We start from the raw sequence: 21,616 nt of genomic DNA on the forward strand, positions 1-21,616 counted from the left end.
TAGCGCCATGCAAGACGCGCCACTGAAGGTCTTCATCACCGGCGCGTCGAGCGGCATTGGCGCCGCGCTCGCCGCCGTTTACGCGCGGCAGGGCGCCGTCCTCGGGCTCGTCGCGCGCCGCGGCGAGGCCCTTGCCGGCTTCCGGCAGTCCCACCCCGATCACCCCATCTCCATCTATCCCGCCGACGTGCGCGACGCCGATGCGCTCGCTGCCGCCGCGCGCGACTTCATCGCCCAGCACGGCATGCCCGACATCGTGATCGCCAATGCGGGCGTGAGCCGCGGCGTGCTGACGGGCGAAGGCGATCTCGCCACGTTCCGCGACGTGATGGACACCAACTACTTCGGCATGGTCGCCACCTTCGAGCCGTTCGCGTCGGCCATGGCGAAGGCAAGACGCGGCACGCTCGTGGGCATCGCGAGCGTGGCCGGCGTGCGCGGGCTGCCGGGCTCGGGTGCCTACAGCGCCTCGAAGGCCGCGGCGCTCGCCTATCTCGAAGCGCTGCGCGTGGAAATGCGTCCGTTCGGCGTGCCCGTCGTCACCATCGCGCCCGGCTACATCCGCACGCCGATGACGGCGAAGAACCCCTACCGCATGCCCTTCCTGATGGACGCGGACCAGTTCGCCGCGAAGGCCGCGCAAGCGATCGCGCGCGGCACGTCGTTCGCGGTGTTCCCCTGGCCGATGCGCGTGGCCGCCACGATGCTGCGCGCGCTGCCCCGCTGGGTCTACGACCGCGTGTTCGAAAAGGCGCCGCGCAAGCCGCGCGCGGCGAGCCACTAAGCCGCTTCGGCTTGCCGCACGGCGCCCCCATGCCATATGGGTATGTCGATTAAATTGTTGTCTCGGCAATTTCCCTTCGATAAGCTTGGCTCGTCCGGGCGCCCTTCCGAGCCTTCTCGCCTCTCCTGAATCGAACAAAACGGGGCGCCGCCCGCCACCGAAGAACCACGGAGATCCCATGCGCTTCACCTCGCCCTCCGCGCGCACGCTTGCGCCTGCTCTCGTGCTCGCGACCGCGCTTGGCACCGCGTTCGCGGCCACGCCCGCGCTCGCCAAACCGCTGACGGTCTGCACCGAGTCGAGCCCCGACGGCTTCGACGTCGTGCAGTTCAACTCGCTCGTCACGACCAACGCGTCCGCCGACGTCATCTTCAATTCGCTCGTGGCCTATGACGAAGCGCAGAAGAAGGTCGTGCCCGCACTCGCGGACAAGTGGGAAGTAAGCGCCGACGGCCTGACCTACACGTTCCATCTGCGGCCCGACGTGGCGTTCCAGACGACCGAGTGGTTCAAGCCCACGCGTACGCTCGACGCCGACGACGTGGTCTTCACGTTCGAGCGCATGCTCGACGCCAACAACCCGTGGCACAAGGTGGCCGGCGCGAGCGGCTTCCCGCACGCGCAGTCGATGGGCCTCGTGAAGCTCGTCAAGGCGGTCACGAAGGTCGACGCGAACACGGTCAAGTTCGAGCTCAACGAGCCGAATGCAACGTTCCTCTCGATCCTCACGATGGGCTTCGCGTCGATCTATTCCGCCGAGTACGCCGACCAGTTGCTCAAGGGCGGCAAGCAGGTCGACCTCAACGCGAAGCCGGTGGGCACGGGCCCGTTCGTGCTCAAGAGCTACACGAAGGACGCGGTGATCCGCTACGACGTGAACCCGACCTACTGGGGGCCGAAACCGAAGGTGGACCGCCTGATCTACGCGATCACGCCCGACGCCGCCGTGCGCGCGCAGAAGGTGAAGGCCGGCGAATGCCAGATCGCGCTCTCGCCCAAGCCCCAGGACGTGGCCGCGGCGAAGGACGACAAGTCGCTCAAGGTGGTGGAGACGCCAGCGTTCATGACGGCGTTCGTCGCGCTCAACACGCAGAAGAAGCCGCTCGACAACCAGAAGGTGCGCCAGGCGCTGAACATGGCGTTCGACCGCACGACGTACCTGAAGGCGATTTTCGACAACACCGCCACGCCCGCGACCAACCCCTGGCCGCCCATCACCTGGGGCTACGACCGGTCGATCCAGCCGTATCCGTATGACCCGGCGAAGGCGAAGCAGCTGCTCGCCGACGCGGGCTTCCCCAACGGCTTCGCGACGACGATCTGGGTGCGTCCGAACGGCAGCGTGCTGAACCCGAACCCGCGCGCGGGCGCGGAGCTGTTGCAGGCCGACTTCGCGAAGATCGGCGTGAAGGCCGAGATCAAGGTGATCGAGTGGGGCGAGCTGATCAAGCAGGCGAAGCAAGGCCAGCACGACACGCTCTTCATGGGCTGGGCCGGCGACAACGGCGACCCCGACAACTATCTCTCGCCGCTCTTTAGCTGCAATGCGGTGCAGTCGGGCATCAACTTCGCGCGCTTTTGCGATCCGCAGCTCGACAAGCTGATCGCCGAAGGCAAGGCCACCGCCGACCAGGCCAAGCGCGTGAAGCTGTATGAAGCCGCCCAGCAGATCATCCACGACCAGGCGCTGTGGATTCCGCTTGGCTACCCGACCGCCTCCGCCATCACGCGCACGAACGTGAGCGGCTATCAGGTGAGCCCGTTCGGACGCCAGAACTTCGCGAGCGTCGCGGTGCAGTGACGGCTCTCGCCGCGCCGGGCGTTCGCGCCCGGCGCGCCATTACAGAGCTGCCCTGACGATCACGAATTGAAACACGCCCGCTTGCGCCAGACATGCGGGAAGCGCGCCACAGGCGGGCGAGCGCCCTTTCCTCCCACTACCGCCGGTAAGATTCGCGCGCAGTTTGTTGCAGTTTGGTAACTCAAGCCGGCGAGCGCCCGGCTACATTGAAGCCATCGAATCTTCAACCGAAGGGGCTCAAAATGAAAACCAAACTCTTTGCCGCGCTGGGTGCTGGAGCGCTCGTCCTGGCCGCCTCGCAAACCGCCATGGCCGGTGTGGTAGTCGGCCTGAACGTCGGCGTGCCCGCACCGGTTTATGTTGCACCCGCACCGGTTTATGTTGCACCCGCACCGGTGTATGTCGCGCCGCAGCCCGTTTATGTCGCGCCGCGGCCCGTCTACGTCGCGCCGCCCGTGCGCGTGGCCTACGCGCCGGCTGTCGTGATCGGCTGGCACGGCGACCGCTACTGGGACGGCCGCCGCTGGTACGGCCGCAACGAATGGCATGGCCGTCGCGGCTGGTACTAAATCCGTCGCATGAAAGGCAACGCGCCTCGCCAATCGCGAGGCGCTTGTGTTTACGCGCTGTCCTGACGTGCCGCCCGGACTACTTACGGTCCGCGACGATCTGATCGAACGTGCCGCCATCGGCGAAATGCGTCGCCTGCGCGTTTTGCCAGCTGCCGAACACCTGCTCGACCGTGAAGGTCTTGATCGGCTTGAACTCGCTTGCGTGCTTCGCGAGCACTGCGGCATCGCGCGGACGCAGATGATGCTGCGCGATGATCTCCTGCGCGGCGGGCGAATACAGATAGTCGAGATACGCCTGTGCGCTCTTGCGCGTGCCGCGCTTGTCCACCACCTTGTCGACGATCGTCACCGGCGGCTCCGCCAGCAGACTCACCGAGGGATAGACCGCTTCGAAGTCCTTCGCACCGACGCCCGTATCGATGAGCGCCACTTCGTTTTCGAAGGTCACGAGCACGTCGCCGATGCCGCGCTGCGTGAAGGTCGTCGTCGCGCCCCGGCCGCCCGCGTCCAGCACCGGCACGTTCTTCAGCAGTGCGCGCTCGAAGTCGAGCGCCTGGGCGTCGCTCGCGCCCTGCTGCTTGCGATAGCCCCATGCGGCCAGATACGCGTAGCGTCCATTGCCTGAAGTCTTCGGATTGGCGATCACGACCTGCACGCCGGGTTTGGCGAGATCGTCCCAGTCCTTGATGTGCTTGGGGTTGCCCTTGCGCACGAGGAACACCATCGTCGTCGTGTAGGGCGCGCTCGCGTCGGGCAAGCGCGTGCGCCAGTTGGCGGGCACGAGATGACCCTGCTGCGCGAGCAGGTCGATGTCGTTGGGCTGGTTCATCGTCACGACGTCGGCTTGCAGGCCTTGCAGCACCGAGAGCGCCTGCGCGCTCGACGCGCCGTGCGACTGCTTGATCGACAGGGTCTGGCCGGTCTTCTTCTGATAGTCGGCGATGAAGCTCGCGTTGATGTCCTTGTACAACTCGCGCGTCACGTCGTACGAGACGTTCAGCAGCGACGTTTCGGCATGCGCCGCCGCTGCGCTCAATGCGATGATGCCCGCGCCGAGCCAGCGCGCCGTGCGTCCCAAACCTGCCATGGTGATCCCCGTCTGTCGTTGAAAAGCGTTTCGGCCTGCCTGCATGATTTTCGTAAGCAGGCCGAACGCCCGATTCTAGCGAGCCGGGGCGCACGGCTTATACCAATGCGAGCTTTGCTTTGCGGCTTTCGTGCTAAGCCATGATGTGCGCGCCGCCGTCGATATACACGGTGTTGCCGCTCATGCGCCGGGCGTAGCGCGTGGCGAGATACGCGGTGGCGTAACCCACGTCCATGATGTCGACGAGTTCGCCGAGTGGCGCGCGCTCCACGGCCTCGGCGAGCATGCGGTCGAAGTCGGGCAGCCCCGAGGCTGCGCGCGTCTTGAGCGGCCCGGGCGAGATTGCGTGCACGCGGATGCCGATCGGCCCGAGTTCGTACGCGAGATAACGGCACGACGCTTCGAGCGCCGCCTTCACCGGGCCCATCAGGTTGTAGCTGGGCACGACGCGGTTCGCGCCGTCGTAGCTCATCGCGAACAGCGTGCCGCCGTGCGGCATGAGCGGCACGGCGCGCTTCGCCATGCGGATGAACGAGTGGCACGACACGTCCATCGCATACGCGAAACCCTGCGCCGACGAATCGAGCAGGCCGCCTTGCAGATCCTCTTTCGGCGCATAGGCGATGGAGTGCAGCACGATGTCGAGCGATCCCCACGTTTCGCGCACGGCGTCGAACACGGCGTCGAGCTGGCCGTCTTCCTCGACGTTCAATGGCAGCAGCAATTGCGCGCCCAGTTCGTTGGCGAGCGGTTCGACGTAGGGCTTGGCCTTGTCGTTGAGATAGGTGATGGCGAGTTGCGCACCGAGATCGGCGAACGCGCGGGCGCAGCCGTAAGCGATCGAATCGGCGTTCGCCACGCCGGTGACGAGCGCGCGCATGCCGGCAAGCGGCCGTTGGGATGGATTATGCATGGCTGACCTCGCAGTGGAAGACGGCCGGTGATGGCCGCGGATGCAGTTGCCGACCTGGCTGCCGGTGTGTCGAGCTCAAAACGACGCGCCGCATCGGTGGGGATGCGGCGCGTGCAGGGTGAAACGAGAACGGGCTTCGTTACTCGCCTGCGTTGCGCGTCGCGCGGCGGCGCGTGGCCGTCGTGCCCGCAGCCCGCGTGGCGGTGGGCGTCGATGCCGCGCGCGAGCGGCGCGCCGCCGTCTTGGCGGCAGCCGGCGCCTTCTTCGCTTCGGCCGGTTCCGCGGCCTTTACCTTCACGCCGGCGCGCGCCGCACGCATGGGTTTCGTGGGCGTGGCGTGTTCGCCCGCAAGAGCGGCCTTCGCGCGGGAGGACTTTGCGGAAGCTGCCGGGGCTTCAGTTGCAGGCTCAGGTCCCTCAGCCTGCGCGGCGGAGGATGCCTGGACACCCTGTTCGGCGCCGCCGTCGCCAGCCGTGCCGCCGCCTGGGCCCGAAACACCGCCGCCCTCCGACGACGACCCGCCGCCATCGAGCGGCGGCAGTCCCGTCTTCTCGCTGCCCGGCTCGACGCCCAGCGCGCGCTGCACGTGGCGATAGCGCTCGCGCCGCTCGCCTTCGAGCGGCCCGGATACGGTCGCGATGCGGTACACGGCTGCGAGCAGCGCGCGGCGCGTCTTCATGTCGGGCACGATCTCGGGCAACGCGTCGATCGCGGCCTGCGGATCGAGCTGCACGATCGCGCCCTGGCGGCGCGCCGATTCCTTCAGCTCGGCGATGCTCGGCTGGCGATCGCCGAGATACTCCCGCGCGAGTTCGCGCATGCGCTGGAACGGCCGGTACTGCACGGCATGCATTTCATCGACGATATACGCGGCGATGCGCATGAAGGCGTCGACGAGCGAGCCCTTCGCGAGATGCGCGCGCGCCGCACGCAGGCGGTACTGCGCAAGCTCCTTGCGCAGCGCCATGAGCGGCGGCGCGATGGGCTCGAGCGGCTGGTTGGGCGCCACGCCCACACAGGCCTGCACCCACGGCGCGGTGTACACGTTGTAGAACGTGCTCTCGACCCACGCGTCGCGCGCGTCGCGATACGCATCGAGGGTTGCCTCGATGGTCGCCGACGCCTGCTTTTCGAGAAGCGTGAACGGATTGTCGGGCGCGGCCGGCTTGCGATGCGCGCGCACCGCTTCCGCCATGGCGGGCAGCACGCCCAGCGTAGGATTCGCGTCGCTCAGCACGCTGCGCTCCACGCGCGACGGATGCGACTCGCGCAGCGCATGCGCGCTGAACGCGTTGCTCGACGCACGCACGAACGGCGAGACGAACAGGTCATACAGGCGCTGGTTGTTTTCCGCGAGACGGCGCACCACCTCGAAGGGCTGCTCGTCGTCGCGGCCGTCGTCGAGCGCGAGAATGTCTTCGATCGTGCGCAGCTCGAAGCGGATCTCGTAGCGCCCTTCGAGCGCTTCGAGGCGCCCGGCTTCCGGCGTCGAGTCGGTGATTTTCGCTTCGTAGAGGCCCGGCGGCAGCACGTCGATCAGATCGAGCGCCGAGAATAGTTCGGTGTGCTCCTTATTGGCCACGCTCGCCGAAACGAAGATGCCGAGGTGCCCCACCTTGTCGTGCAGGCAGTACACGATCACCTGCTCGTTGGCGACGATCTCGTCGACGCTCGCGTAGAGATCGGGAATCCAGTTGAGCGCCTGCTGCGGCGGCGTGATGTTGTCGCCCCAGGAGGCGAGCACGATGATCGGCGTGCGGATGTTGCGCAGGTCCACCGGCGAGCGAGCGTTCTTCGCGAACACTTCATTGCGCGTGAGGTGGTTGCCCACGAAGAGGTTCTGCACGATCCAGTCGATCTCGGCGCGGTTCAGCTGGAAATGGCCGCCCCACCAGCGCTCGAATTCGAGGAAGCGCTCGCGCTCGGAATCGACCTTCGAATAGAGGTTGTAGAGCTTGCCCCAGTACGTGTTGGCCGGATTGAGGTACTCGAAGTTCTGCACGAGATACGCGCCGTCGAAGCGGCCGTCGCCCAGGTCCGCCGCGAGCGAGGACATCCACGAGCCGCCCAGCATGCCGCCCGAATAGCGCATGGGGTTCTTGCCGCGCACGCCGGCCCAGTAGGACAGCGGCGAGCCCGCGAGCATGAGCGGGCCGACCAGTGCGGGCGCGGAGGCCGCGAGCAGCGCCGCGGCCCAGCCGCCCTGGCAGTTGCCGATGATGAACGGCAGGCCGTCCGCGTCGGGATGCAGCTCGCGCACACGTTGAATGAAAACGGCTTCGGCCTGCGCGACCGACTGGATCGTCTGCGTTTCGCAGGGCAGCGGGAAGAACGTCACGAAATAGCACGGGTGGCCTTTGCGCAACGCGATGCCGACTTCGCTGTCCATCTTGAAGCCGGCAATGCCGGGGCCGTGGCCCGCACGCGGGTCGATCACGACGAAGGGGCGCATGCGCGGATCGGTCGGCACGCCCTCTTCGGGCTTGATGCGCAGCAGCGCGTAATTGCACGGATCGTCGAGTTCGCGGCCATCGACGATCACTTCATAGTCGAACGCGAGTACCGGCGGCATGCCCGCCTGCTCGTGCACATAAGTCTGGTTGCCGCGCTCGCGCAGCGCGTCGAGGAACAGCACGCTGCGCTGCCAGGCGTCGTAGACGTAGTCATAGAGCGGCTGCGCAACCGTGGGTGCGGATTGCGCCGTTTCGATTGCCTGGTTTACGGCCGAGGACACGGCCGAAGCCGCTTCGGTCAGCGGCGTCTGGGGCGATGACTCCTCGTCGGATGCGCCCGCGAGGGGCCAGAAAGGCGCGAAGGGCCAGAAAGACGTGCCCGATGCGAGCGTGGGCAGAAACGAAAACGGCGACGAAACGAGCGGCGAGGAGGCGGGAACTGCCACGAGACGAATCTCCTTTAAGGGAGCGCCGGCTCGCCTCGCGGCAAGCAAGCGCCAGGCCGACGCGGGCCGTGGACGCGTGCCGTCACGACGAACGACGCGCGAGGCCTGGCCGCTGCCCCTGTTCTGCCGCCCTCGGAGCGGCGGCATTGCGGGCAACGGGGCCGGCAAAAGGTATTCGCGGCCGCGTGCGCGTTTCGTACGCCACGCGACCGCGACGTGAAAAGAGCCAGATCATGTTGCACTGCGGCATCTAAAAACTTAGGCGGCGGCCCTGTGAAAGTCAAGGTTCGCGGCGGGCTCTAGTGCCTCTTCCATGATCGCAACGCCTTGTGAACGAAGCATGACAGGCGCGACTGCCGGACCCCGCCGCGACGCGTCACGATGCCGCGCCGGCCCGGCGTGCATCCAGCCGACCGCCTCGTTCGCGCTGGTCTACACTGTTACGGCTTTGCGCGCCGCAGCATGGTCCAGATGCAAATCCTGGAGGAGACCGTCATGCCTTCATCGCCTGACAAGTATTCGGTTCTGCTCGCCCGTTGTGGCGGCCTTGCGCCCGTGCCCACCGCCGTGGCGCACCCGTGCGACGTGTCCTCGCTCACCGGGGCGCTCGACGCCGCGAACCTCGGCTTGATCGTGCCGATTCTGGTCGGCCCCGAAGCGAAGATCCGCGCGGTGGCCGAGGAAGCCGACCTGCGCCTCGACGGCATCACCATCATCGACGCGCCGCACAGCCACGCCGCCGCCGAATTCGCCGTGCGCGCCGTGCGAGAGGGCCAGGCCGAACTGCTCATGAAGGGCAGCCTGCACAGCGACGAGCTGCTCCACGAAGTCGCGCTCGGCGCCAATGGCCTGCGCACCGAGCGACGCCTCTCGCACGTGTTCGCGATGGACGTGCCCTCGTACCACAAGCCGCTTTTCATCACCGATGCGGCCGTCAACATCTTCCCCAAGCTCGCCGACAAGGCCGACATCGTGCGCAACGCGATCGACCTCGTGCAGTCGCTGGGCGTGGGCACGCCGAAGGTCGCCATCCTCGGCGCCGTGGAAACGGTGTCCGAAAAGATGCCCTCCACCATCGACGCCGCCGCCCTGTGCAAGATGGCCGACCGCGGCCAGATCACGGGTGGCCTGCTCGACGGCCCGCTCGCCTTCGACAACGCGATCAGCGCCGAAGCCGCGCGCATCAAAGGCATTACGTCGCCCGTTGCAGGCGACCCCGACATCCTGCTCGTGCCTGACCTCGAAGCGGGCAACATGCTCGCCAAACAGCTCACCTTCCTCGCCGGCGCGGAAGCGGCCGGCATCGTCCTCGGCGCGCGCGTGCCGATCATCCTCACGAGCCGCGCCGACAGCGTGCGCTCGCGCATCGGCAGTTGCGCGATCGCCGTCCTGCTCGCGCATGCGCGACGTGCGCGCAAAGCAACGGAGATTCTGTGAGCAGCGTCCAAGCCCAGCCGGCCGTGGAAGGCCATGTCGTGCTCGTCGTGAATGCGGGGTCGTCGAGCATCAAGTGTTCGGTGTTTCGCGTGATCGAAGACGACCACGTGGAAGGCGGTGCGCGCGCGCTGCATGGCGCGGGCGGGCAGATCGAGGGCATCGGCGTCGCGCCGCGCGTGGTCGCGCATATGGCCGACGGGCGCCTGATCGTCGACGAGAAGTTTCCGGTTGCCCAGGTCGCCGATCACGACGCCGCGTTTCGCCTCCTGCGCCTCGTGCTCGCCGTTGGCCTGCGCGACACGCCGCCCGCCGCGATCGGCCACCGCGTGGTGCACGGCGGCGCGCGCTACGCCGACGCCGTGCTCATCGACGACGAAGTGATCCAGGAGCTCGACGCGCTCACCCCGCTCGCGCCGCTGCATCAGCCGCACAATCTCGCCGCGATTCGTGCGGTGCGTCAGGCCGCGCCGGAGCTGCCGCAGGTGGCGTGCTTCGACACCGCGTTCCATGCGGGCAACGACATCATGGCGCAGCTCTTCGCGCTGCCGTACAGCTACTACGGCGAGGGCGTCCGGCGCTACGGCTTTCACGGTCTCTCGTATGAATACATTGCCAGGCACCTCCATCAGGTCGCGCCCGACATTGCGCGCGGGCGCGTCGTCGTTGCGCACCTGGGCAACGGCGCGAGCCTGTGCGCGATGAAGGACGAGAAGAGCATCGAGACCACCATGGGCCTCACCGCGCTCGACGGCCTGCCCATGGGCACGCGCTGCGGCGCGCTCGACGCAGGCGCCGTGCTCTGGATGATGGCGAAGGGCATGGACTACCACGCCATCGAGAAGGTGCTGTATCAGGAGTCGGGCCTGAAGGGCCTGTCGGGCCTGAGCAGCGACATGCGCGAGCTGCTCGCGAGCGGCAGCGACCGGGCGAGGCTCGCGATCGACTTCTATACGTATCGCATCGCGCAGGACGTCGGCAAGCTCGCCGTGGTGCTAGGCGGGCTGGACGCGCTCGTGTTCACGGCGGGCATCGGCGAGCATGCCGCGCCCATTCGCGCGCAGGTGTGCGAGCGGCTCGCGCCGGTGTTCGGCACCGTGCTCGACGCGCAAGTCAACGAGGTGGGCAGCAGCAACGGCAACGAGCGCGTGAGCACGCGCGAAAGCCGCGTTCCCGTTTTCGCGATCCGCACCGACGAAGAGGGGATGATTGCGCTCCATACGGCGCGGCTGTTGCGGGCGGCGCTCAGGCACTGAGCGGGCACGGCGCCGCGGTTCGCTACGCCTGACTTCAGGCGTACGCCGGACCGCCCCGGTCGAATGCCGCGTCGCGCAAGCGCCCCGGCGCCGCGCCGTGAACGAGCGTATCGACGAAATACTTCGCGCGCGGCCACGGCCCAAAGCCTGCCGCCGTGTTGATATGACCCGCATCGCCGAGATTCACGAACGTGCTGCCCAGTTGCTGCGCGAGCGCGCGGGCGCCTTCGAGCGGCATCCACGGATCGGTTTCGCTGCCGATGAGGATGGACGGCACGGGCAGCTGCCGCGCCTCGAACGCGCCGGCAAAGCGGAACTTCTCGGGACTCGCGGGCGCGACGAACAACACGCCGGCAATGTCGGCGCCGCTTTCCCCCAGCATGCCAGTGTGCAGCGCATGCGCAGCCACGAGGCAGCCGAAGCTGTGCGCGGCCAGCAGGAACGGCCCGCGCTCGCCCGCCAGCCGCCGCGCGAGCCCCGCGCCCCACACCGCCAGATCGGGCGCGTCCCAGTCGTCCTGTTCCGCGCGCAGCGAACGCGCGAACTGGCGTTCGAGCCAGCTCTGCCAGTGAGCGCCGTCGCTGCCGTGCAGGCCCGGCACGGTGACGAGGCGGGGCGGCCAACGCATTTGCGCGCACGAAAGCATGATTTTTTCCTCGCTGGAACACGGCGTGAATCGATTGTGGCCTGCGAGCCGCGCACCCCGAACCAATTTTTTTTGCTTAGCTTTTCGGCGCCCCCGGCCTGGTCCTGTCCGAGACAGGCCGCGGGCAGGCGCGCCGCGATTTGCGCGGCGGGCGCGGGCCTGAAAAAGTAGAATGGTGCCGGTGCACGCGGCTCTCGCGGCCCTCGCGGGCTGCAGGCAACGCAACAGCGCGCGTAGGCTCGAGCCGCACAGCCGTTACCAGGGACAGGTTCACCCATCATGAAGATCATTTTCTGGTTCCCGCAGACCGACGCCTCCACGTGGCTCCACGGCCTCGCGCGCGCGCTGCCCGATGCCGAGTTGCGAGAGTGGCAGCCCGGCGACACCGATCCCGCCGACTATGCTGTCGTCTGGCACCCGCCGCGCGAACTCTTCGGCGTGCCGGGGCTTCGCGCTATCTTCAATCTGGGCGCGGGCGTCGACGCGATCCTCGCCCACGAACGCGAGCGGCCGGGCACGCTGCCCGGCACCGCCATGCTCGTGCGGCTCGAAGACTCGGGCATGGGCCGGCAAATGAGCGAGTACGTGCAGCACGCTGTACTGCGCTACCTGCGCCGTTTCGACGAATACGCGCTCGCGCAGACGCGCCGCGAATGGCACGTGCTCGCGCCGCATCCGCACGAGACCTTCACGGTGGGCGTGCTCGGCCTCGGCGTACTGGGCGCGCAGGTCGCGCACGCGGTCGCCTCGCTCGGCGTGCCGGTGCGCGGTTTTTCGCGCGGCATGAAGACGATCGAGGGCATCGAAACGTATTCGGGCGAGTTGCACGGCGAGCAGTTCGACGCCTTCCTCGACGGCGTCAAACTGCTCGTGAACCTGCTGCCCGCCACGCCCGACACCGAAAGCGTGCTCAACGCGCGCACCTTCGGCAAGCTCTCGCGCGGCGCGTATCTCGTGAACGTGGCGCGCGGCACGCATCTGAACGAACAGGATCTGCTCGACGCACTCGCCAACGGCACGCTTGCGGCGGCGACACTCGACGTGTTCCGCGAAGAGCCGCTGCCGCCCGATCATCTCTTCTGGCGCGAGCCGCGCATCACGATCACGCCGCACAGTTCGGCGCTCACGTTGCGCGACGAAGCGATCTCGCAGGTCGCCGACAAGATCGGCGCGCTGGCTCGCGGCGAGACCGTGAGCGGCGTGGTGCATGTCGGGCGCGGTTACTGAACATCGCGGCGGCACATCGAAGCCTTTTCAAAAAATTGTTGGAGACACGGCAATGGCATTACCCACCGCAGTCAAGATCGTCGAAGTCGGCCCGCGCGACGGCCTGCAGAACGAGAAGGAATTCGTTCCCACCGCAACCAAGATCGAACTGATCAACCGGCTCTCGGCCGCGGGCTTTCCGAACATCGAGGCCGCCTCGTTCGTCTCGCCCAAATGGGTGCCGCAGATGGCCGACGGCGCCGAAGTCATGGCCGGCATCGAGCGGCGCAGCGGCGCGATCTACTCGGTCCTCACGCCGAATCTGCGCGGCTTCGAAGGCGCGCTCGCCGCGCGCGCGGACGAGATCGTGATCTTCGGCGCGGCGAGCGAGGCGTTCTCGCAGAAGAACATCAACTGCTCGATCGCAGAAAGCATCGAGCGCTTCGCACCGGTGGCGCAAGCCGCGAAGGAGCGCGGCGTGCGCATTCGCGGCAGCGTGTCGTGCGCGCTCGGCTGCCCGTATCAGGGCGAAGTGCCGGTCGCTTCGGTCGTCGATGTCGTGGAGCGCTTCGCCGCGCTCGGCTGCGACGAGATCGACATTGCCGACACCATCGGCGTGGGTACGGCGAAGCGCGTGCACGAAGTGTTCGAGGCGGTGACGAAGGTGTTCCCGCGCGAGCGCCTGTCGGGCCATTTCCACGACACCTACGGCCAGGCGCTCGCCAACATCTATGCGGCGCTCGAAGAAGGCATCGCCATTTTCCACGCCTCGGTGGCGGGCCTGGGCGGCTGTCCGTATGCGAAGGGCGCCACGGGCAACGTCGCGACCGAAGACGTGCTGTACCTCATGAACGGCCTGGGCATTCATACCGGCATCGATCTGAATCAGGTCGTCGCGGCGGGCGACTTCATTTCGACCGCCATCGGCCGGGCGAACGTCTCGCGCGCGGGTAAGGCCCTGCTCGCGAAGGCCCGCAGCGAAGCCGCATGCTCGTGACACGCGACCCATCGAATCGCAGTACGAAGGAAATCAATCTATGACGGAAACCCTCGATAACCTCGACGCCCTGCCCGAGTCCGCGCGCCGTGTCGCCCTGATGCTGCGCGAGCGCGGCCACGCCAGACCCGTCGTGATGCTGCCCGAGACCGGCAAGACTTCCGCCGAAGCCGCCGCGGGTCTGGGCTGCGAAGTCGCGCAGATCGCCAAGTCGATCCTGTTCCGCCGCCGTGAAGACGACGCGCCCGTGCTCGTGATCGCGAGCGGCGCAAACCGCGTGGACGAAAAGAAAGTGGCCGCGCACGTGGGCGAGATCGGCCGCGCCGACGCGAAGTTCGTGCGCGAGAAGACCGGTTACGCCATTGGCGGCGTGTGCCCGATCGGCCACGCCACGACGCCCGTCACGCTGATCGACGCCGATCTGTTCGAGCTCGAAAGCCTCTGGGCCGCTGCCGGCCATCCGCATGCGGTGTTCAACCTCTCGCCACAGGAGCTCGAAGCGCTGACCGGCGCGCCCGTGGTGGACGTCGCGCTGCGCGACGCGTGAGCATGACCGCGATACACGACACCGTCACGCCGCCGCCCTCGCCTTGCATCAACATCTGCCGTATGGATGAGCGCAGCGGCTTGTGCGAGGGCTGCCTGCGCACCATCGACGAAATTGCGAACTGGTCCACGCTCGACGACGAGGCCAAGCGCGCCGTCTGGGACGCGATCGAGACGCGGCACGCCGAATGGGTCGCGAAGCGCTTCGCGTCGCAAGGAGAACAACAATGAACGCGCCCGCCCGCGTCGTCACGGTCGGCGAGACGTTCCGCTCGACGCTTCAGCTCACACCCGAATCGGTGAAATCATTCGGACTGCTCGTGAACGACCTGAACCCGCTGCATCACGACGAAGCCTACGCGGCGCAAAGCCGCTTTGGCGGCCTGATCGCATCGGGCACGCAACCCACGGCGCATTTCATGGCGCTGCTCGCCACGCACTACTCGCAGTACGCGCAACCGCTCGGGCTCGAATTCGACATGAAGCTCAAGCGCGCCGCACACGCGAACGACACGATCACGTTCGAGTGGCGCGTGGACGAAGCGTGGTGGAAGCCGAGCCTGAACGGCGATCTCGTGAAGCTCGTGGGCGAGGCCGTGAACCAGAAGGGCGAAACGCTCGTGGTGGGGCGCGCGACGATCCTCGTCATGCCCAAGGCCGAGCACGCACCGGCATGAGCGCCGCGCCCGCCCTCCCTGAATCGATCCGCGTCTTCGAGCGCGGCTGGCTGTCGTCGAACAACGTGCTGCTCGTCGACGAGGCGCGCGCCGCACTCGTCGATACCGGCTACGCCACGCACGCCGAACAGACGCTCGCGCTCGTGCGCCAGGCGCTCGGCCCGCGCGCGCTCGACCTTATCGTCAACACGCATCTGCACTCCGACCATTGCGGCGGCAACGCGCGACTGCAGGCGCAATGGCCCTGCGCGACGCTGATCCCCGCGCCGAGCGCGACGATTGTGCGCGACTGGGACGAAGCGCGTTTGAGCTTTCTCGCCACCGGGCAGACCTGCGACCGATTCGCGTTCACAGGCACGCTCGCGGCAGGCGAACGGCTCGCGCTAGGCGGCTTCGACTGGGAAGTGATCGGTGCGCCGGGGCACGACCCCGACTCGGTGATGCTCTATGCAGCCGGACCGCGCCTGCTCATCAGCGCTGATGCGCTCTGGGAGAATGGCTTCGGCGTGATTTTTCCCGAGCTCGAAGGCGAAAGCGGGTTCGCCGAGCAGCACGCGGTGCTCGAAGCCATCGCGAAGCTCGACGTGCGCGTGGTGATTCCGGGCCATGGCAAGCCGTTCACAAACGTCGAGGCGGCGCTGGAGCGCGCGTTCTCGCGCCTCGCCTGGCTGCGCGCCGACCCTGCCCGCAACGCGAAGAACGCGCTCAAGGTGCTGATCGTCTTCAAGCTGCTGGAAGTGCGCGCGATGACCTTCGACGCGCTACTGGCGATGCTGGAAAACGCCGCCTCGCTGCGCGCCGCGGCGCAACAACTCGCCCCGCGCAGCGCGTGGCCCGGGCTGCTGCGCGAGCTGGCCGGGGAGCTGGCGAAGAGCGGCGCCCTGGTCATAAACGGCGAACGCTTCGAAGCACCGGCGGCAGCGGTCTAGCCGCGCCGCAGGACAAACGCTGGGAAAGCGCAAAAAAAAACGCTCGTCCGTTTTCCGGACGAGCGTTGGAATTAGCTCTGACGTGATCAAACTGTCGAGGTCATCATACTCGCGCCGGAATTTCCGAAGCATCGGTGATTTCCCTACAGATGACCTACGAGCGCAGGCCTGGCGCATCTTCGCACAAACTATTCATCTGGAATCCGAATCAATCTCACTGCCCGAGCTTGAGCCGCACGAGTTCGAACAGATGCGAACACAGGTAGAGTCCGAGCCCGATCGCGCCGCCGATCACCGTGCCGTTCACGCGGATTTTCTGCAGATCCTTGCCGATTTTCAACTCGATGAGCCGGGCGGTCTCGCGCGTGTCCCAATTCTTCACGGTGTCGCGAATGTGGTGCGTAAGGTAGCGAGCAAAGTCGGGCGCCATGGCGCGCGCGGCGTCTTCGAGATGGCCGTTGAGCGAGGCGCGCAGGTCGGCGTCGGCGGCGAGCGTCTCGCCTAGCCACTGGCCAGTGGCGGCGACCTTCGCGTGCAGCGCCGAATCTTCGCGCTCCAGATCGTCGCGCAGCCACGCACGCAGGCTGTCCCACAGCGCGCGCGTGTAATCGTTGAGCGCGCCGCCCTCGCTCAAGCTCGCCTTCAGCTCCTCGCCCTTGCGCAGGAACGCCGGATCGCTCTTGAGCTTCACAATCAGCTTTTCCACGACTTCGTCGAACTTCTGGCGCAGACGATGTTCGCGATCCTCGCTCACCTGCAGCAGCAGCCGGTTCACGGCGCTTTCCACCACGCGCGCGCCGCTCTCGCCGATCCACTCGCTCGGCAGAAACTTCTCGGTCGTCGGATAGTCGCTCTTGAGCCAGTCGACGATGGCCGACGCGACGAACGCGCGCGTGCCCTCGTCGCGCAACAGGGTGGCGAACTGCTCGAGCATCTGGTCGAGCAGCTCCTGGTGGCGGCCATCCCGGGTAAGGGTGTCGAGAATCGCGCCCGCCGACTTCGAGAAGTCGACGCGCGCGAGCGCCGCGTGCAGGCTGTCGCGGATGAAGCTCTGGATGCGCGCGTCATCGGTTAGGCCGAGCACGCCCGACATCATGCGTACCGCGTAGTCGCCCAGGCGCTGCGCATTCTGCGGCGCGGTGAGCCAGCTGGAGAGCCGCGCCACGGGATCGTGACGCCGGATCAGCCCGACGAGCGAACCCACGTCGAGAAACTTGTCGCGCACGAAGGCGGCGAGTTCGTCGGCGATGCGCTCCTTGTTGCGCGGAATCACGCCCGTATGCGCCGAAACGAACGGAATCGGGACGCGCCGGAACAGCGCGACCACCGCGAACCAGTCGGCGAGGCCGCCGACCATGGCCGCTTCGCTCACGGACTTGACGCCATCCGTCACGACGCCTGGCGGGAAAAAGAGTGCCGTGCCGGCGAACACGAGCGCCGCAACCAGCAGAAAGGCCAGCGCCTGGCGCTTGGCGCGCGTGAGTTCGGCTTCGTCCCGTGGGGCGTGCGAAGGCGTCATGAGGAGCAGGGAGTCGCGGGTTCGAATCGCAACATTATGCTGCCCGCGCGCCAACCGCCGCATGCCGAAGCGCCGCGCCAGCGCGGCGCGCTCGCGACGCCTCAGGCGGAACGCGCGCTGCGCCGCTGCGGCACGATCCGCCAGCCGAGGTTCACGCCCGCCGCCGCGACGAGGATGAGCGCGGCGCCCACCACCTGGATCCACGCGAGACGCTGGCCGAACGCGAACCAGTCGACGAGGATCGCGACCACCGGGTAGATGAACGAGAGCGCGCCCGTCATCGCCGTAGGCAGCTTCTGGATCGCGCCGTAGAGCAGCACGTACATGATGCCCGTGTGCACGATGCCGAGCGTGACGAGCTGCGCCCAGTGCAGCGGCGTAGCCGGCAGCGTGCCGTAGTGGATGAACGGCGCGAGCGCGAGCGCGCCGAATGCGAGCTGCACGAGCGCGATGAGGTGCGGCGGCGTGCCCTTGAGATGGCGCGTGATGATCGACGAGATCGCGTAGAGAAACGCCGCGCCCGCCGCGCAGGCCACGCCCTGCAGATACTCGCCGGGCACGGCGAGCACGGCAGGCTGCACCTCGACCACGCACACGAGGCCGAGGAAGGCCACCGCCAGCCACGCCACCGTCGAAGCGCTCACGCGCTCGCGCAGAATGACCACGCCGAGACCGACGAGCATGAACGGCTGCGTGTTGTAGACGGCCGTGGCCATGGAGATCGAAGCACGCGAATAGGCGGCGAACAGCAGCACCCAGTTCGCAACGATGGCTGCGCCTCCCAGGACGGCAAGCGCGAGCGTGCGTGGCGGCAGGTGCTTGCGGCGCAACAGGCCGAGCGCGGCGCACACGAGCGTGAGCGTCGCGCCGCCCAGCACGCAGCGCAAAAAGGCGATGTTGATCGGAGCCTGGCGCGAGGCGACCACGAGCCAGCCGATGGTGCCGGACATCAGCATCGCGACGACCATCTCGGCGGCGCCGCGGCGAATTTCAGGGGTGGTGGAAGACATGAGCTTGCATCCTCGTTGTAGCGGACGAAGGGCGCGCGGCCCTTCGCATCTGCAAGTCAGTTTATCGGCTGCAGGGCGAGGAATACATGGCTAAACTTAGGCGATAGGCAACCCTTGCCTTCGATTGAAAGGCCAACCTGGCGGAGCACCCGCGCAATCATGAACCGACGCCCGAACCCAACGCCCACCGCCGCCCCGCTCGACGACATCGACCGCATGCTGCTCGCGGCGCTGGCCGAGGACGCCCGCGCGAGCGTCGCCGAACTGGCCAAGCACGTGGGGCTGTCGGCGCCTAGCACGTCCGAGCGGCTGCGCCGGCTCGAAGCGCAAGGCGTGATTGGCGGCTATACGGTGCAGATCGATCCGCGCGCGCTCGGCTACACCTTACAGGCCATCGTGCGCGTGAAGCCGCTGCCCGGACAATTGCATCTGGTGGAAGAGGTGCTGCGGCGCATTCCCGAATTCGTCGAGTGCGACAAGGTCACGGGCGACGACTGCTTCATCGCCCGGCTGTATCTGCATTCGATCGAACAGCTCGACGAGATTCTCGCGAAAGTCACCGAGCGCGCCGAGACCAGCACGGCCATCGTCAAGTCCACCCCGGTGCCGCGCCGCCTGCCGCCGCTGCGTTGAAGCGGCATATCATCAGATTGACTTGCTTTGGGCAACGCCGGGAGTTGGTGGAAAGCTGAGCCAATCAATAGTCGACGGTGTCTCCCTCAAATACGGCCACCCAAATACAGCCCATTAGCGGCGGGAGGCTTTCACGCTACCAGCGATGCCGGCAATGAGGACCATCCCAAGCCATAGAAGAAAGAACCGATTGGCAGCGTCAGGATTTGCGTCGAACAAACTACCGGGCCCCCGAATCATTCCGAATAAAAACAGGCCGCTCCACGCAAGCACCGTCGCTCCGACGGCGCCCAACATTGCTCCGAGGACAACGCGTAACAGCTTCATTTGATCGGGAAGAACAGAATCGTCCTCGAACTTCGGAAGTCCGACCATATTCCTGGGATAACAATGTTCCAGCTGACTCGTACTCCAGTCCCGAACCCTGTCAATTTTTCGCCGTTCCACAAATCGATGTGGCCGCCGCTTGCATTGCCTTGCGATTCGCCATCACGCGTCCAGTAGCCGTCAAACATGATGACCCCAGCACGATCTTTGACCTTGGATACCCAATTGGCGCCAGTGATATTTTCCGCCTTGCCGAGACCGGCGAACGGTTGGAGCTTGAGCCACTCCCCGAGTTCGTTCGCACGAGTCGCGGTCACTTCTCCATCCAGAAGAATGCGTCCGATCGAAGGCTGCCCAGACAGCGGTTTAACGAGCTTCGAGGAGAACGATTTCATGTCGACTCCTACACGATGAAATGCGACACTCATACGAATTGCGCACTGATCTGGGTACGCTGGATTGTCATAGGGATTACCATCAGGATAGTTGTCCCACAATTCCTGAAAGGTCACGGCCTTAAGTTGCACAGCTTTGAGCGAATTCGATGTCGAATTGGTGCGCACGACGGTAGGTCTATTTGGCATGATTAACCCGCATTCGCCTTTATGAGGGCGTCTTCGCCCCAATAAACGATGTAGTCGTCGCGACTTGTCCCTGTCGACATTCGGGGCAACACACCGCCTGAATCGACGCGACCAAAGAACGATTGACCGTCCACCATTTCGATGAAATATGGGTATCCGTCGAGCACACCAGAATTCGCCCAAACCCGAACTTGCTCATCGAATATTTTGGCTCCTCTTAGCGGCTTGTCGCGGATCGGGTCTGCGTCCTCCTGATTCGCCCGATCTTTGCAGCTTCGGACAGTAAGCCAAACACCGGGACTACCGCCAACGATTACCCGGTTTCTGCCACAGGGGCACAAGACCCTGTCGTCGTCCACAATGGCGTAGCGCCCAGCGTTGAATATTTTTTGGCCAGTGCCATGGACCGGAAAAACGCCTTCGCAATTTCCGCAGCTCGCTTCACTCCCATCGAAGGCAATTGATCGACCTTTGTCCTTGATTGGCGATGCACAAGCGAATACACGGCCACCTGTGGTTGTCAAATCACCATCTCGAGCGGCTGCCTTACGCATCGGAACACTCCTCCGATACCGCGGGCCTCATAAAGTCGACGAGATCCACCGCTTTCCTACACCTTTTTTGCATACACCCTCCCTTCGCTGGCGAATCGCACAGTAGTGGAATACCAGACTAAAGGAGCCTCATAACCTCGAATCGAATATGCGTCAGGAAATTGCCGAGTTCGACAAAATTTGACATCTTTGGCGATGTTGCTCGTCGGCGCTTGCGTCGCATTCGGCAATGTCCATTGATTCGTGGCGCGGCAGCCCGTCAGCGCTCCGTGGTCTCGAAGAAGGCCAGCATCTCCTCGACCAGCGCCTCGCTCGCCTCCTCGGGAATGTAATGGCCGCACGGCAGCGAGCGCCCGCTCACGTCGCGCGCCACCTTGCGCCATTCGGCGAGCGGGTCGAAACAACGCTCGATCACGCCTTCCGCGCCCCACAGCACGCGTAGCGGGCACGCCACCTTGTTGCCGCGCTCGAGGTCGGCGCGGTCGTGCTCGAGGTCGATGGTGGCCGAGGCGCGGTAGTCCTCGCACATCGCATGCACGGCGCCCGGCTGGCGCAGCGCAGCGCGGTAGGCGCCCAGAGCCTTCGGCGCGAAGGGCGCGAGACCCGCGTGACGGCTGCCCATGACGCGCTCGATATAGACGTCGGGGTTCGCTTCGATCAATGTTTCCGGCAGCGGCGCGGGCTGGATCAGGAAGAACCAGTGGAAGTAGAGCGTGGCGAACTCGCGGTCGGTCTGCTCGTACATGGCGAGCGTGGGCGCGATGTCGAGCAGCATGAGCCGCTCGACGGCGTCGGCGTGGTCGAGCGCCATGCGGTGCGCCACGCGCGCGCCGCGGTCGTGCGCGCATACGAGAAAACGCTCGTGGCCGAAGTGGCGCATGGCTTCGACCTGATCGGCCGCCATCGCGCGTTTCGAATAGGCGGCGTGCGTGTCGTCGCTGGCCGGTTTCGAGGAGGCGCCATAGCCGCGCAGATCCGTCGCGATGACGGTGAAGTGCTGCGCGAGCGCGGAAGCGCACCGGTGCCAGATCATGTGCGTCTGCGGATGGCCGTGCAGCAGCAATAGCGGCGGTCCATCGCCGCCCTTCACGCCGCAGATGTCTACGCCGCCCGCAGTGCGAACGGTGAAAGGCTGGAATCCGTCGAAAGGCATGGGGCTAGTCTCTTGTGTTTGTTGGTCTGCGGTCATTGTATGAGGCGAGCGCGGCTCGAAAATGTGCTTTTGAGCCCATTGCGGTAGAA

At 66.2% G+C, this 21,616-nt stretch carries 21 protein-coding genes; 12 read left to right on the top strand and 9 right to left on the bottom strand.

All coding sequences use genetic code 11. The features are described from left to right. Positions 1–7 precede the first annotated feature (7 nt). The 3 genes from AB3X98_RS33720 (at position 8) to AB3X98_RS33730 (ending at position 3,154) form a co-directional block, all read left to right on the top strand. The gene (locus tag AB3X98_RS33720; RefSeq protein ID WP_368606938.1) at positions 8–784 is read left to right on the top strand and encodes an SDR family oxidoreductase; all 777 of its coding nucleotides are present in this window, start codon (positions 8–10) and stop codon (positions 782–784) included. Between the two features lie 178 nt (positions 785–962). After that, a complete protein-coding gene (locus tag AB3X98_RS33725) occupies positions 963–2,585 on the top strand; it encodes an ABC transporter substrate-binding protein (protein ID WP_368606939.1) in 1,623 nt (540 codons plus the stop codon). A 242-nt stretch (positions 2,586–2,827) separates the two neighbouring features. Beyond that, positions 2,828–3,154 carry a hypothetical protein gene (locus AB3X98_RS33730; protein WP_069265141.1) on the top strand — a complete coding sequence of 109 codons (327 nt, stop codon included), beginning with the start codon at positions 2,828–2,830 and terminating at the stop codon, positions 3,152–3,154. A 79-nt stretch (positions 3,155–3,233) separates the two neighbouring features. Here AB3X98_RS33730 and AB3X98_RS33735 read toward each other — a convergent pair whose 3' ends face one another. The 3 genes from AB3X98_RS33735 to AB3X98_RS33745 all read right to left on the bottom strand — a co-directional run bounded on the left by AB3X98_RS33735 (position 3,234) and on the right by AB3X98_RS33745 (position 8,056). Then, on the bottom strand, positions 3,234–4,244 hold the full coding sequence (locus tag AB3X98_RS33735; RefSeq protein ID WP_368606940.1) for a sulfate ABC transporter substrate-binding protein: 1,011 nt from the start codon (positions 4,242–4,244) through the stop codon (positions 3,234–3,236). Positions 4,245–4,377: 133 nt separating this feature from the next. After that, a complete protein-coding gene (fabI, locus tag AB3X98_RS33740) occupies positions 4,378–5,157 on the bottom strand; it encodes an enoyl-ACP reductase FabI (RefSeq protein ID WP_368606941.1) in 780 nt (259 codons plus the stop codon). Between the two features lie 139 nt (positions 5,158–5,296). Continuing rightward, on the bottom strand, positions 5,297–8,056 hold the full coding sequence (locus AB3X98_RS33745) for a DUF3141 domain-containing protein (protein WP_368610377.1): 2,760 nt from the start codon (positions 8,054–8,056) through the stop codon (positions 5,297–5,299). Between the two features lie 495 nt (positions 8,057–8,551). On the opposite strand from AB3X98_RS33745, the gene AB3X98_RS33750 reads away from it, so the two are divergent. Then, a complete protein-coding gene (locus tag AB3X98_RS33750) occupies positions 8,552–9,493 on the top strand; it encodes a bifunctional enoyl-CoA hydratase/phosphate acetyltransferase (protein ID WP_342949575.1) in 942 nt (313 codons plus the stop codon). Beyond that, a complete protein-coding gene (locus AB3X98_RS33755) occupies positions 9,490–10,746 on the top strand; it encodes an acetate/propionate family kinase (protein ID WP_368606339.1) in 1,257 nt (418 codons plus the stop codon). The genes AB3X98_RS33750 and AB3X98_RS33755 overlap by 4 nt, the downstream gene beginning before the upstream one ends. Positions 10,747–10,780: 34 nt before the next feature. Here the strand turns inward: AB3X98_RS33755 and AB3X98_RS33760 are convergent, their stop codons facing one another. Then, complete coding sequence (locus AB3X98_RS33760; protein ID WP_069265145.1) at positions 10,781–11,392, bottom strand: alpha/beta hydrolase; 612 nt, start codon at positions 11,390–11,392, stop codon at positions 10,781–10,783. A 279-nt stretch (positions 11,393–11,671) separates the two neighbouring features. Here AB3X98_RS33760 and AB3X98_RS33765 point away from each other — a divergent pair, with 279 nt between their 5' ends. From AB3X98_RS33765 to AB3X98_RS33790, 6 genes are read left to right on the top strand one after another with little or no spacing between them, the layout of a single operon-like run. After that, on the top strand, positions 11,672–12,619 hold the full coding sequence (locus tag AB3X98_RS33765; protein ID WP_069265146.1) for a glyoxylate/hydroxypyruvate reductase A: 948 nt from the start codon (positions 11,672–11,674) through the stop codon (positions 12,617–12,619). Between the two features lie 52 nt (positions 12,620–12,671). Next, positions 12,672–13,595 carry a hydroxymethylglutaryl-CoA lyase gene (locus AB3X98_RS33770; protein WP_069265147.1) on the top strand — a complete coding sequence of 308 codons (924 nt, stop codon included), beginning with the start codon at positions 12,672–12,674 and terminating at the stop codon, positions 13,593–13,595. 40 nt (positions 13,596–13,635) lie between these two features. Further along, positions 13,636–14,142 (top strand): YbaK/EbsC family protein, encoded by a 507-nt coding sequence (locus tag AB3X98_RS33775; RefSeq protein ID WP_368606338.1) that lies wholly within the window; start codon positions 13,636–13,638, stop codon positions 14,140–14,142. A 2-nt stretch (positions 14,143–14,144) separates the two neighbouring features. After that, complete coding sequence (locus AB3X98_RS33780) at positions 14,145–14,372, top strand: DUF1289 domain-containing protein (protein WP_368606337.1); 228 nt, start codon at positions 14,145–14,147, stop codon at positions 14,370–14,372. After that, a complete protein-coding gene (locus AB3X98_RS33785) occupies positions 14,369–14,818 on the top strand; it encodes a MaoC family dehydratase (RefSeq protein WP_368606336.1) in 450 nt (149 codons plus the stop codon). Before AB3X98_RS33780 ends, AB3X98_RS33785 begins: the two co-directional genes overlap by 4 nt. Next, complete coding sequence (locus tag AB3X98_RS33790) at positions 14,815–15,747, top strand: MBL fold metallo-hydrolase (RefSeq protein ID WP_368606335.1); 933 nt, start codon at positions 14,815–14,817, stop codon at positions 15,745–15,747. Before AB3X98_RS33785 ends, AB3X98_RS33790 begins: the two co-directional genes overlap by 4 nt. Before the next feature lie 214 nt (positions 15,748–15,961). Here the strand turns inward: AB3X98_RS33790 and AB3X98_RS33795 are convergent, their stop codons facing one another. Both AB3X98_RS33795 and AB3X98_RS33800 read right to left on the bottom strand, forming a co-directional pair. Further along, positions 15,962–17,266 (bottom strand): DUF445 domain-containing protein, encoded by a 1,305-nt coding sequence (locus tag AB3X98_RS33795; protein WP_069265152.1) that lies wholly within the window; start codon positions 17,264–17,266, stop codon positions 15,962–15,964. A gap of 101 nt (positions 17,267–17,367) precedes the next feature. Beyond that, positions 17,368–18,276: a DMT family transporter gene (locus AB3X98_RS33800; RefSeq protein WP_342949582.1), complete on the bottom strand. Its 909-nt coding sequence runs from the start codon at positions 18,274–18,276 to the stop codon at positions 17,368–17,370. Between the two features lie 159 nt (positions 18,277–18,435). On the opposite strand from AB3X98_RS33800, the gene AB3X98_RS33805 reads away from it, so the two are divergent. Next, positions 18,436–18,909 (top strand): Lrp/AsnC family transcriptional regulator, encoded by a 474-nt coding sequence (locus tag AB3X98_RS33805; RefSeq protein WP_368606334.1) that lies wholly within the window; start codon positions 18,436–18,438, stop codon positions 18,907–18,909. Positions 18,910–19,232: 323 nt separating this feature from the next. Here AB3X98_RS33805 and AB3X98_RS33810 read toward each other — a convergent pair whose 3' ends face one another. The 3 genes from AB3X98_RS33810 to AB3X98_RS33820 form a co-directional block, all read right to left on the bottom strand. Further along, the gene (locus AB3X98_RS33810; protein WP_368606333.1) at positions 19,233–19,820 is read right to left on the bottom strand and encodes a type VI secretion system amidase effector protein Tae4; all 588 of its coding nucleotides are present in this window, start codon (positions 19,818–19,820) and stop codon (positions 19,233–19,235) included. A 2-nt stretch (positions 19,821–19,822) separates the two neighbouring features. After that, positions 19,823–20,374, bottom strand: a complete 552-nt coding sequence (locus AB3X98_RS33815) for a PAAR domain-containing protein (RefSeq protein WP_368606332.1) — start codon at positions 20,372–20,374, stop codon at positions 19,823–19,825. Between the two features lie 259 nt (positions 20,375–20,633). Then, positions 20,634–21,527 carry an alpha/beta fold hydrolase gene (locus tag AB3X98_RS33820; protein WP_069265155.1) on the bottom strand — a complete coding sequence of 298 codons (894 nt, stop codon included), beginning with the start codon at positions 21,525–21,527 and terminating at the stop codon, positions 20,634–20,636. Positions 21,528–21,616 lie beyond the last annotated feature (89 nt).

Source organism: Paraburkholderia sp. BR14312, from assembly GCF_040948675.1.
Lineage (GTDB): Bacteria > Pseudomonadota > Gammaproteobacteria > Burkholderiales > Burkholderiaceae > Paraburkholderia > Paraburkholderia nodosa_A.

What these genes read in the sequence shown, in the direction of transcription:
- AB3X98_RS33810 (WP_368606333.1), bottom strand. Translation starts at nt 19,820, where the DNA reads ATGCCAAATAGACCTACCGTCGTGCGCACCAATTCGACATCGAATTCG.
- AB3X98_RS33765 (WP_069265146.1), top strand. Translation starts at nt 11,672, where the DNA reads ATGAAGATCATTTTCTGGTTCCCGCAGACCGACGCCTCCACGTGGCTC.
- AB3X98_RS33725 (WP_368606939.1), top strand. Translation starts at nt 963, where the DNA reads ATGCGCTTCACCTCGCCCTCCGCGCGCACGCTTGCGCCTGCTCTCGTG.
- AB3X98_RS33805 (WP_368606334.1), top strand. Translation starts at nt 18,436, where the DNA reads ATGAACCGACGCCCGAACCCAACGCCCACCGCCGCCCCGCTCGACGAC.
- AB3X98_RS33800 (WP_342949582.1), bottom strand. Translation starts at nt 18,276, where the DNA reads ATGTCTTCCACCACCCCTGAAATTCGCCGCGGCGCCGCCGAGATGGTC.
- AB3X98_RS33750 (WP_342949575.1), top strand. Translation starts at nt 8,552, where the DNA reads ATGCCTTCATCGCCTGACAAGTATTCGGTTCTGCTCGCCCGTTGTGGC.
- AB3X98_RS33720 (WP_368606938.1), top strand. Translation starts at nt 8, where the DNA reads ATGCAAGACGCGCCACTGAAGGTCTTCATCACCGGCGCGTCGAGCGGC.
- AB3X98_RS33790 (WP_368606335.1), top strand. Translation starts at nt 14,815, where the DNA reads ATGAGCGCCGCGCCCGCCCTCCCTGAATCGATCCGCGTCTTCGAGCGC.
- AB3X98_RS33795 (WP_069265152.1), bottom strand. Translation starts at nt 17,266, where the DNA reads ATGACGCCTTCGCACGCCCCACGGGACGAAGCCGAACTCACGCGCGCC.
- AB3X98_RS33785 (WP_368606336.1), top strand. Translation starts at nt 14,369, where the DNA reads ATGAACGCGCCCGCCCGCGTCGTCACGGTCGGCGAGACGTTCCGCTCG.
- AB3X98_RS33780 (WP_368606337.1), top strand. Translation starts at nt 14,145, where the DNA reads ATGACCGCGATACACGACACCGTCACGCCGCCGCCCTCGCCTTGCATC.
- AB3X98_RS33730 (WP_069265141.1), top strand. Translation starts at nt 2,828, where the DNA reads ATGAAAACCAAACTCTTTGCCGCGCTGGGTGCTGGAGCGCTCGTCCTG.
- AB3X98_RS33775 (WP_368606338.1), top strand. Translation starts at nt 13,636, where the DNA reads ATGACGGAAACCCTCGATAACCTCGACGCCCTGCCCGAGTCCGCGCGC.
- fabI (WP_368606941.1), bottom strand. Translation starts at nt 5,157, where the DNA reads ATGCATAATCCATCCCAACGGCCGCTTGCCGGCATGCGCGCGCTCGTC.
- AB3X98_RS33820 (WP_069265155.1), bottom strand. Translation starts at nt 21,527, where the DNA reads ATGCCTTTCGACGGATTCCAGCCTTTCACCGTTCGCACTGCGGGCGGC.
- AB3X98_RS33760 (WP_069265145.1), bottom strand. Translation starts at nt 11,392, where the DNA reads ATGCTTTCGTGCGCGCAAATGCGTTGGCCGCCCCGCCTCGTCACCGTG.
- AB3X98_RS33735 (WP_368606940.1), bottom strand. Translation starts at nt 4,244, where the DNA reads ATGGCAGGTTTGGGACGCACGGCGCGCTGGCTCGGCGCGGGCATCATC.
- AB3X98_RS33770 (WP_069265147.1), top strand. Translation starts at nt 12,672, where the DNA reads ATGGCATTACCCACCGCAGTCAAGATCGTCGAAGTCGGCCCGCGCGAC.
- AB3X98_RS33815 (WP_368606332.1), bottom strand. Translation starts at nt 20,374, where the DNA reads ATGCGTAAGGCAGCCGCTCGAGATGGTGATTTGACAACCACAGGTGGC.